Raw genomic sequence first — 9,726 nt, 5'->3', positions numbered from 1 at the left:
CGGGTGAACTATGGTTAAGGAACTCGGCAAAATGCCCCCGTAACTTCGGGAGAAGGGGGGCCATTTCCGGTGATGAGTCTTGCACTCTGAGCTGGGGGTGGCCGCAGAGACCAGCGAGAAGCGACTGTTTACTAAAAACACAGGTCCGTGCGAAGCCGTAAGGCGATGTATACGGACTGACGCCTGCCCGGTGCTGGAACGTTAAGGGGACCGGTTAGCTCCATTTCGGTGGGGCGAAGCTGAGAACTTAAGCGCCAGTAAACGGCGGTGGTAACTATAACCATCCTAAGGTAGCGAAATTCCTTGTCGGGTAAGTTCCGACCTGCACGAATGGCGTAACGACTTCTCGACTGTCTCAACCATAGGCCCGGTGAAATTGCACTACGAGTAAAGATGCTCGTTTCGCGCAGCAGGACGGAAAGACCCCGGGACCTTTACTATAGCTTGATATTGGTGTTCGGTTCGGCTTGTGTAGGATAGGTGGGAGACTGTGAAGCGGGCACGCCAGTGTTCGTGGAGTCGTCGTTGAAATACCACTCTGGTCGTGCTGGATGTCTAACCTGGGTCCGTGATCCGGATCAGGGACAGTGTCTGGTGGGTAGTTTAACTGGGGCGGTTGCCTCCTAAAGAGTAACGGAGGCGCCCAAAGGTTCCCTCAGCCTGGTTGGCAATCAGGTGTTGAGTGTAAGTGCACAAGGGAGCTTGACTGTGAGACCGACGGGTCGAGCAGGGACGAAAGTCGGGACTAGTGATCCGGCGGTGGCTTGTGGAAGCGCCGTCGCTCAACGGATAAAAGGTACCCCGGGGATAACAGGCTGATCTTCCCCAAGAGTCCATATCGACGGGATGGTTTGGCACCTCGATGTCGGCTCGTCGCATCCTGGGGCTGGAGTCGGTCCCAAGGGTTGGGCTGTTCGCCCATTAAAGCGGTACGCGAGCTGGGTTTAGAACGTCGTGAGACAGTTCGGTCCCTATCCGCTGTGCGCGTAGGAATATTGAGAAGGGCTGTCCCTAGTACGAGAGGACCGGGACGGACGAACCTCTGGTGTGCCAGTTGTCCTGCCAAGGGCATGGCTGGTTGGCTACGTTCGGGAGGGATAACCGCTGAAAGCATCTAAGCGGGAAGCCTGCTTCGAGATGAGTATTCCCACCCCCTTTGAGGGGTTAAGGCTCCCAGTAGACGACTGGGTTGATAGGCCAGGTGTGGAAGACCGGTAACGGTTGGAGCTGACTGGTACTAATAGGCCGAGGGCTTGTCCTCAGTTGCTCGCGTCCACTGTGTAGGTTCTGAAGTAACGACCGTGTTGCTATCCGGTTGGTTAATTTCATAGAGTTTCGGTGGTCATAGCGTTAGGGAAACGCCCGGTTACATTCCGAACCCGGAAGCTAAGCCTTTCAGCGCCGATGGTACTGCATGGGGGACCGTGTGGGAGAGTAGGACGCCGCCGAACAATTTTTAGCCTCAGGCCCTGGGTCATAGACCCGGGGCCTGAGGCATTTTTGCGTTCATGGCCGGTCCAACGACCCCTCTGCATGAGCCGACCGCGACTCCGGGTAGGGTCATGGGGCATCGTTGGTACATATCCCCACAGGAGGCCCCCGGGTGGAGGTCCAGGAGACGCGCGTACAGACCGACCGCGTGCTCACCATCCCGAACATCCTCAGCATGGCACGCCTCGTCGGCGTCCCCCTCTTCCTGTGGCTGATCCTCCGGCCGGAGTTCGGCGGCCCGCGCAGTGACGGATGGGCGCTGCTGGTGCTCGCGCTGAGCGGGATCAGTGATTACCTCGACGGAAAGCTCGCCCGGCGCTGGAATCAGATCAGCAGCCTCGGCCGGCTCCTCGACCCCGCCGCCGACCGGCTCTACATCCTTTCCACACTTGTCGGCCTCACCTGGCGCGAGATCCTTCCGCTCTGGCTGACCGCCGCCCTCCTGGCGCGTGAAGCGATGCTGCTGGTCATGGTGTGGATTCTGCGCCGCCACGGCTATCCGCCGCCACAGGTCAACTTCCTCGGCAAGGCCGCCACGTTCAATCTGATGTACGCGTTCCCGTTGCTGCTTCTCAGTGAGGGTGAGGGCTGGTTGCGCTCACTCGCGGCGATTTTCGGATGGGCGTTCGCCGGATGGGGTACAACCCTCTATTGGTGGGCAGGAATCCTCTATGTGGTTCAGGTCCGCCGACTCGTCAAGACGGACCGACAGGCCCGACTGACCTCGCCGTAGTTCCAGAGCCCCAGCGGGGCCGGATGCCGTATGTGCGATACGCAGGCCGGCCCGGGCGCGTGCAGTCGGGATGACCGTCGTCTCTCAAGGAGGACGCTTCCGACATGAAGGCCGTCGTGATGGCCGGTGGCGAAGGCACCCGGCTTCGCCCCATGACCTCGAGCATGCCCAAGCCGCTCCTGCCGGTGGCCAACCGGCCGATCATGGAGCATGTGCTGCGGTTGCTCAAGCGGCACGGGCTCACCGAGACCGTGGTGACCGTGCAGTTCCTCGCCTCCCTCGTCAAGAACTACTTCGGGGACGGCGAGGAGCTGGGCATGGAGCTCACCTATGCCAATGAGGAAAAGCCACTCGGCACCGCGGGCAGCGTGAAGAACGCCGAGGAGGCACTCAAGGACGATGCCTTTCTGGTGATCTCCGGGGACGCCCTCACCGATTTCGACCTGACCGACCTGATCCGTTTCCACAAGGCGAAGGGCGCTCTGGTCACCGTCTGTCTCACCCGGGTGCCCAACCCCCTGGAATTCGGCATCACCATCGTCGACGAGAACGGCAAGGTCGAGCGCTTCCTGGAAAAGCCCACCTGGGGCCAGGTCTTCTCCGACACCGTGAACACCGGCATCTACGTCATGGAGCCGGAGGTCTTCGACTATGTCGAGGCCGATGTCCCGGTCGACTGGTCGGGCGATGTCTTCCCGCAGCTGATGAAGGAAGGCAAGCCGATCTACGGCTATATCGCCGAGGGCTACTGGGAGGACGTCGGCACCCATGAGAGCTACGGCAAGGCCCAGGCCGACGTCCTCGAAGGCAGAGTCGACGTCGACATAGACGGTTTCGAGATCTCACCGGGCGTCTGGGTGGCCGAGGGCGCCGAGGTCCACCCCGACGCCGTCCTGCGCGGTCCGCTCTACATCGGCGACTACGCCAAGGTCGAGGCGGGCGCCGAGATCCGCGAGCACACCGTCGTGGGCTCCAACGTGGTCGTCAAGAGCGGGGCCTTCCTCCACAAGGCCGTCATCCACGACAACGTCTACATCGGCCAGCAGAGCAATCTCCGCGGCTGCGTGATCGGCAAGAACACCGACATCATGCGCGCGGCCCGCATCGAGGACGGCGCCGTGATCGGCGACGAGTGCCTCATCGGCGAGGAATCGATTATTCAGGGCAACGTCCGGGTCTACCCCTTCAAGACCATCGAGGCGGGCGCGTTCGTCAACACCTCGGTCATCTGGGAGTCCCGCGGCCAGGCCCACCTCTTCGGCGCGCGCGGGGTCTCCGGCATCCTCAATGTCGAGATCACCCCCGAGCTCGCGGTCCGGCTCGCCGGCGCGTACGCCACCACGCTCAAGAAGGGGTCGACGGTCACCACTGCGCGGGACCACTCCCGCGGCGCGCGGGCGCTCAAACGCGCGGTGATCTCCGCACTGCAGGCCAGCGCCATAGACGTGCGGGACCTGGAGAACGTACCGCTGCCCGTCGCACGCCAGCAGACCGCACGGGGCAGCGCCGGCGGCATCATGATCCGTACGTCGCCGGGCGTGCCGGACTCCGTGGACATCATGTTCTTCGACGAGCGCGGCGCCGACCTCTCCCAGGCGGGACAGCGCAAGCTCGACCGGGTCTACGCCCGCCAGGAGTACCGGCGCGCTTTCCCCGGCGAGATCGGCGACCTGTCGTTCCCGTCCAGCGTCTATGACTCCTACGCGGGGTCGTTGCTGAGGTCCGTGGACACCAGTGGGGTCGCCGAGGCCGGGCTGAAGGTCGTGGTCGACGCGGCGAACGGCAGCGCGGGGCTTGTGCTGCCCAGCCTGCTCGGCCGGCTCGGCGTGGACGCGTTCACCATCAACCTCGGACTCGACGAATCCCGCCCGACCGAGACGGCCGACGCCCGCCGCGCCGGACTGGTGCGGCTGGGGGAGATCGTCGCGTCGGCGCGGGCCGCCTTCGGCGTCCGGTTCGACCCGGTCGGGGAGCGGATCTCCCTCGTCGACGAGCGCGGGCGCATCGTGGAGGACGACCGGGCGCTGCTGGTCCTCCTCGACCTGGTGGCCGCCGAGCGGCGCAGCGGGAAGGTGGCCCTCCCCGTGACCACGACCCGGATCGCCGAGCAAGTGGCCGCGTACCACGGCACGCAGGTGGAGTGGACGACGACCTCGCCCGACGACCTGACCCGGGTCGGCCGCGCGGAGACCACCATCTTCGGCGGTGACGGGCGGGGCGGGTTCATCGTGCCGGAGTCCAGCAGCGTCTTCGACGGCACGGCCGCGTTCGTACGCCTGATCGGGATGGTGGCGCGCACTCAGCTCACGCTCAGCCAGATAGACGCCAGGATTCCCCGGGCCCATGTCCTCCGTCGCGACCTCGCGACCCCGTGGGCGGTCAAGGGGCTGGTGATGCGTCATGTGGTGGAGGCGGCCGGTGACCGGTCGGTGGACACGACCGACGGTGTACGGGTGGTCGAGGCCGACGGCCGCTGGGTGATGGTCCTCCCCGACCCCGCGGAGGCCGTGACGCACCTCTGGGCGGAGGGTCCTGACGACGCCTCGGCGCAGGCGCTGCTCGACGAGTGGTCGGCGGTCGTGGACGGCGCCGGGCGCTGAGCTGCGGGCGCCGCCGTCCGGGCGCCGTCTCCTTGTTCCCGGATCCGGCACGCCGGTGGGGCCATTGGGAGACGGCGCCCCCGACGTGCGACGATGTGCGGCATGTCGCAGCAGCCCCCCGTTCGGAGGACGGCACCGCCGTCCCCGCGCCCCGATGCCTCCATGTCGCTGCTGACCAATGCGATGCACCACAGCCTCGACGAGGGGTACGCCGAGGCCGCGGCCCGGCGGGAGGCGGAGGGCGGAGAGGGGCTGCCGACCAGGCTGCGCGCCAAGTTGGGGCTCGCAGCGGCCCTGCTGCTCGCCGCCGTGGTGGTGACGCTCGGGGCGGCGCAGGCGCGGATATCGGCACCGACGCTGGCCAAGGAGCGGCAGCAGCTCATCGACCGCATCAACAGGGAGTCCTCGGACGCCGACGAGCTCCAGAAGAACGTCGACACCCTGCGGAACGCGGTCGGCAACAAGCAGCGCGACGTCCTGCAGAAACACGGCGGGGACAAGACCGACTTGGTGGCCCTGCTCGCGGGTGCCACCGCCGTGCAGGGGCCAGGGGTCAAGCTGGTCGTGGACGACGCCAAGCAGACCAAGCAGAGCAGTGGCAATGGTCCCAGGGAGAGCAACGGTTTCTCCGACACGGGCCGGGTGCGCGACCGGGACATGCAACGCATCGTCAACGGCCTGTGGCAGTCGGGCGCCGAGGCGGTCGCGGTGAACGGGCAGCGGCTGACGGCGCTGTCCGCGATCAGGGCCGCCGGCGACGCCATACTGGTCGACAACAAGCCGCTGGTGCCGCCGTACACGGTGCTGGCGATCGGTGACGGGGAGCGCCTGAGCACTGCGTTCCAGAACAGCGCCGACGGGCTCTATCTGCGCGCCTTGCAGCAGAACTACGGGATCCGCACCAGCATTTCCGCTCAGAGCGAGGTACGGCTTCCGGCCGCGCCGAGCCTGATCGTACGAACAGCGAAGCCGCAGGAGGGTGCCGTGGCAGAGCGCGGCACCGACACAGGGAAGGGCACATCGTGATCGCCGTATTGGGCCTCGTCGTGGGAGTCGTGGTGGGCCTCGTGGTCCGACCCGTGGTGCCGACGGTGGTCGAGCCCTACCTTCCCATCGCCGTCGTGGCGGCTCTCGACGCGGTGTTCGGCGGCCTCCGGGCGATGCTGGACGGGATTTTCGACGACAAGGTCTTCGTCGTCTCCTTCCTGTCCAATGTGGTGGTGGCCGCACTGATCGTCTTCCTGGGCGACAAGCTCGGGGTCGGCGCGCAGCTGTCCACCGGTGTCGTGGTCGTCCTGGGCATCCGCATCTTCTCCAACGCGGCCGCCATCCGGCGGCATATCTTCCGGGCGTGAGGCCGATGAGCAGCGACGACACGCCCGAGGAGCCGACACCGGCCGACGGCCCGGCGAAGGCCGGCGAGCCGGGGCCGAAACCGGAGCCGGACAAGCCCGGTGAGCCCGGCAAGTCCAGCAAGCCCGCTGAGCCCGAGAAGGCGGCGGACGAGCCCGGCGAGGCCGCCGCTTCCGCCGAGCCCGTGGACACCGGCGAGGGCCGGAAGGACGAGAAGCCGGACGAGGCGACAGCGCCCGAGCCCGAGCCCGTGAGCCCGCCCGAGCCCGAGCCTGCGCCCCCCTCCGGGCCCGAGGCTCCGTCGCCGTCGCCGGAAGGTGCGGCCGAGGCCAAGCCGTTGACCGGGCGTCAACGACTGCTGAACGGCCTCTGGCCGCCCCGGCTGACGCGGGCCCAGCTCACGGTCGCCGTGCTGCTCTGCGTGCTCGGCCTCGGTCTGGCCATTCAGGTCCGTTCGACGAGCGACAACAGCGCCCTGCGCGGCGCCCGGCAGGAGGATCTCGTACGGATCCTGGACGAGCTGGACAATCGCACCAAACGCCTGGAGGACGAGAAGCGGCGGCTGGAGAGCCAGCGGACGGAGCTGGAGAGCAGCTCCAACCAGGCCGCCGAGGCCCGTAAGCAGACCGCGCAGAAGGAGCAGCAGCTCGCCGTGCTCGCGGGCACGGTCGCGGCGCAGGGGCCCGGCATCGAGCTCACGGTGAGCGACCCCAAGGGGTCGGTCGAACCGGACAAGCTGCTGGACACCATCCAGGAGCTGCGGGCCGCGGGCGCGGAGGCGATCCAGATCAATGACGTCCGGGTGACCGCCGATACGTATTTCTCGGGTGCCGCGGGGAAGGTGGAGATCGACGGCAAAAAGGTCTCGCAGCCCTATCGGTTCAAGGTGATCGGCAAGCCGCAGGACCTGGAGCCGGCGCTGAACATCCCCGGTGGTGTCGTGCAGACCCTGGAGAAGGAGCAGGCAGGCGTGTCGGTCAACAGGTCTGAGAAGATCATTGTTGATGCCTTGCGCCCGGCGAAGCGGCCTGACTACGCTCGGTCGTCATCGTAGTGAGGCGGGCGGGTCCGAGGGCTTCGAGCGGAGGCCACGAGGTTGCGGGGGGTCGGCGCATCAAGTCGAGGGTGCGTGGTGGAAACTGTCTGTTGACCGCGGACGTTGTATGGATGTCCAGGTCGGACGGTGTGTGCATCGAGGGTTCGTCCTGCCCCACGGGCGGGTCTGTTTCGGTCAAGGGGAATCGCCCGTGAAGTTGTTTGCGAAGTTGTTCGGCAAGAGCGCACGCCAGGAGGGTGGCAGCGGCTCGGCCCGCCACCGGGCGTCGCGCCCCGCGGAAGGCGCGGAAGGTGCCCAGGAGGGGCGCCCCCTGTTCCGCGACCAGGTGGGCGCGCCCGGAGGAGACGTTCCGGGCGGGCCCGGCGCGTCCGCTGTTGACCCTGCCGCGGCCGGACGCATAGGTTTCGGGGCACCAGCGACCTCAAGTGCGGGTGGAGGGTTTGCCTTGCCGGTGTGTACGAGGTGTGGCCATCGCAATGCCGAGGCCAGTCGGTTCTGCTCCAACTGCGGCGCGCCGCTGCGCCCCGGGGCCGTGGCGGAGCGGGCCTCGGAGACGACCTCGACCATCTCCATCTCCGGTCTCGAGGCGTACGACTCCGAGACCACCGGTCAGACGCCGATCCCGACGCTCTCCCCCGAGGCCCAGGCGGCCGTCGACGCCCTTCCGCTGGGCTCGGCGCTGCTGGTGGTCCGCCGCGGGCCCAACTCCGGCAGCCGGTTCCTGCTGGACGGCGACCTGACCACCGCGGGCCGACACCCGCAGAGCGACATCTTCCTGGACGACGTCACCGTCTCGCGGCGGCACGTGGAATTCCGCCGCGGGCAGCACGGCGGCTTCACCGTCGCCGACGTCGGCAGCCTCAACGGCACCTATGTGAACCGGGAGCGGATCGACTCGGTCGAGCTGTCCAACGGCGACGAAGTGCAGATCGGCAAGTACCGTCTGGTCTTCTACGGCAGCCAGCGGGGGATCTGACCCTCCTCCGGTCTCCGTCCGGGGGTATCTCCAGGGAAGGGCCATGCTGCGAACACCGTCAGGCGGCGCCGGGTCATCCGGTGCCGCCGGTGTCGAAGGGCGGCTGGTGAGCATCGGCACGGTGCTCAACCTGCTGCGTGAGGAGTTTCCCGAGGTCACGATCTCCAAGATCCGTTTCCTGGAGTCGGAGGGCCTGGTCGAGCCTCAGCGCACGCCGTCCGGATACCGGAAGTTCAGCCCGGAGGACGTGGAGCGGCTGGGATATGTGCTGCGCATGCAGCGCGACCACTATCTGCCGCTCCGGGTCATCAGGGAGCACCTCGACGCGCTCGCCAGGGGCGAGCACGTGCAGCTGCCCGTCGCCGGTCAGGTGCACGGTATCGACGCCCCCGCGGACGGGGCCCAGGGTGCGGGCGAGGTCGCCGTGGCGGCCTTCGAGCGGCCCACGGCCACCCGTCTCGGCAGGCAGGAGCTCCTGGGCGCCACGGGTGTCACGGAGAGCGAGCTGGCCGAGTGGGAGTCGTACGGCCTGGTCGTGGCCCACTCGGACGGCGGATTCGACATTGATTCGGTCAATGTCGCGAAGCTGGTGACGGACCTGGGGCGGTTCGGCCTGGAGCCCCGGCACCTTCGCGTCATGAAGGCCGCCGCCGACCGTCAGGCCGGCCTGGTCGAACAAGTGGTCGCACCGCTGCGCAGGCACCGCAACCCGCAGACCAGGGCGCACGCCGAGGCCACCGCGCGGGAGCTCGCGGCGCTCTCCGTACGGCTGCACGCGGCGCTCGTGCAGGCCGCGCTGCGGGCGCGTTCGCACTGACCGGCGAGTGCCCGACTACCCAAACCTGCCGGGCACGTCCTAGGGTTGCTGTGTGAACGAGCTCGATGTCGTGGGTGTCCGGGTGGAAATGCCCTCCAACCAGCCGATCGTGCTCCTGCGTGAAGTGGGAGGCGATCGATACCTCCCGATCTGGATCGGACCGGGAGAGGCTACGGCCATCGCCTTCGCCCAGCAGGGCATGGCACCGGCCCGGCCGCTGACCCATGACCTTTTCAAGGACGTGCTGGAAGCGGTGGGGCAGGAGCTCACGGAGGTCCGCATCACGGATCTGCGTGAAGGCGTGTTCTACGCGGAGCTCGTCTTCGCCAGCGGGGTGGAGGTCAGCGCCAGGCCGTCCGACGCCATAGCGCTGGCACTGCGCACCGGTACGCCGATCTACGGCAGCGACGGGGTGCTGGACGACGCGGGGATCGCCATCCCGGACGAGCAGGAGGACGAGGTCGAGAAGTTCCGCGAGTTCCTCGACCAGATCTCGCCGGAGGACTTCGGCACCAACAGCCAGTGAGGCGTACGGCGGCCCTGTGAGCGGCAGGCGCGGCGCATTCGATTAGCCTTTCCCGGCACACGGATACGTAAAACCACTCTCTGGGTGATTATCACTCGGCGTGCCGAGTGTGGCGATCGTTGACGCGCCCCGGGTGACTGCCTACCGTCGAGAAGGCAGGTCAAGGACGGAGG

General features: G+C 67.1%; 8 protein-coding genes and 2 rRNA genes (1 of these 10 running past the window's edge). All 10 read left to right on the top strand.

Annotated elements, in window-relative coordinates; all coding sequences use genetic code 11:
- Window positions 1-1,261, top strand: a 23S ribosomal RNA gene (locus DXZ73_RS09470) (it extends 1,863 nt beyond the left edge of the window).
- Between the two features lie 73 nt (window positions 1,262-1,334).
- Window positions 1,335-1,451: ribosomal RNA gene (gene rrf, locus DXZ73_RS09465) — 5S ribosomal RNA — on the top strand.
- A 152-nt stretch (window positions 1,452-1,603) separates the two neighbouring features.
- The gene (locus tag DXZ73_RS09460) at window positions 1,604-2,224 is read left to right on the top strand and encodes a CDP-alcohol phosphatidyltransferase family protein (protein ID WP_116210568.1); all 621 of its coding nucleotides are present in this window, start codon (window positions 1,604-1,606) and stop codon (window positions 2,222-2,224) included.
- A 104-nt stretch (window positions 2,225-2,328) separates the two neighbouring features.
- Window positions 2,329-4,824, top strand: coding sequence for a mannose-1-phosphate guanyltransferase (locus DXZ73_RS09455; protein WP_116210567.1), 2,496 nt, complete (start codon window positions 2,329-2,331; stop codon window positions 4,822-4,824).
- Between the two features lie 102 nt (window positions 4,825-4,926).
- Complete coding sequence (locus DXZ73_RS09450) at window positions 4,927-5,850, top strand: DUF881 domain-containing protein (RefSeq protein ID WP_116210566.1); 924 nt, start codon at window positions 4,927-4,929, stop codon at window positions 5,848-5,850.
- Complete coding sequence (locus tag DXZ73_RS09445) at window positions 5,847-6,179, top strand: small basic family protein (protein WP_116210565.1); 333 nt, start codon at window positions 5,847-5,849, stop codon at window positions 6,177-6,179. The genes DXZ73_RS09450 and DXZ73_RS09445 overlap by 4 nt, the downstream gene beginning before the upstream one ends.
- Before the next feature lie 5 nt (window positions 6,180-6,184).
- A complete protein-coding gene (locus DXZ73_RS09440) occupies window positions 6,185-7,231 on the top strand; it encodes a DUF881 domain-containing protein (RefSeq protein WP_240351281.1) in 1,047 nt (348 codons plus the stop codon).
- 109 nt (window positions 7,232-7,340) lie between these two features.
- Window positions 7,341-8,210 carry an FHA domain-containing protein gene (locus DXZ73_RS09435; RefSeq protein WP_116210564.1) on the top strand — a complete coding sequence of 290 codons (870 nt, stop codon included), beginning with the start codon at window positions 7,341-7,343 and terminating at the stop codon, window positions 8,208-8,210.
- 43 nt (window positions 8,211-8,253) lie between these two features.
- Window positions 8,254-9,027: a MerR family transcriptional regulator gene (locus tag DXZ73_RS09430; protein ID WP_116210563.1), complete on the top strand. Its 774-nt coding sequence runs from the start codon at window positions 8,254-8,256 to the stop codon at window positions 9,025-9,027.
- Between the two features lie 52 nt (window positions 9,028-9,079).
- Complete coding sequence (locus tag DXZ73_RS09425; protein WP_006123076.1) at window positions 9,080-9,553, top strand: bifunctional nuclease family protein; 474 nt, start codon at window positions 9,080-9,082, stop codon at window positions 9,551-9,553.
- Window positions 9,554-9,726: the final 173 nt, after the last annotated feature.

It is taken from the genome of Streptoverticillium olivoreticuli subsp. olivoreticuli, from assembly GCF_003391135.1.
Lineage (GTDB): Bacteria > Actinomycetota > Actinomycetes > Streptomycetales > Streptomycetaceae > Streptomyces > Streptomyces blastmyceticus.
The sequence above is the reverse complement of the archived record's forward strand: the minus strand, read 5'-3'. Positions and strand labels throughout refer to the sequence as shown.

Coding starts and splice junctions, on each gene's coding strand:
- DXZ73_RS09435 (WP_116210564.1), top strand. CDS start 7,341: ATGGATGTCCAGGTCGGACGGTGTGTGCATCGAGGGTTCGTCCTGCCC.
- DXZ73_RS09450 (WP_116210566.1), top strand. CDS start 4,927: ATGTCGCAGCAGCCCCCCGTTCGGAGGACGGCACCGCCGTCCCCGCGC.
- DXZ73_RS09430 (WP_116210563.1), top strand. CDS start 8,254: ATGCTGCGAACACCGTCAGGCGGCGCCGGGTCATCCGGTGCCGCCGGT.
- DXZ73_RS09455 (WP_116210567.1), top strand. CDS start 2,329: ATGAAGGCCGTCGTGATGGCCGGTGGCGAAGGCACCCGGCTTCGCCCC.
- DXZ73_RS09440 (WP_240351281.1), top strand. CDS start 6,185: ATGAGCAGCGACGACACGCCCGAGGAGCCGACACCGGCCGACGGCCCG.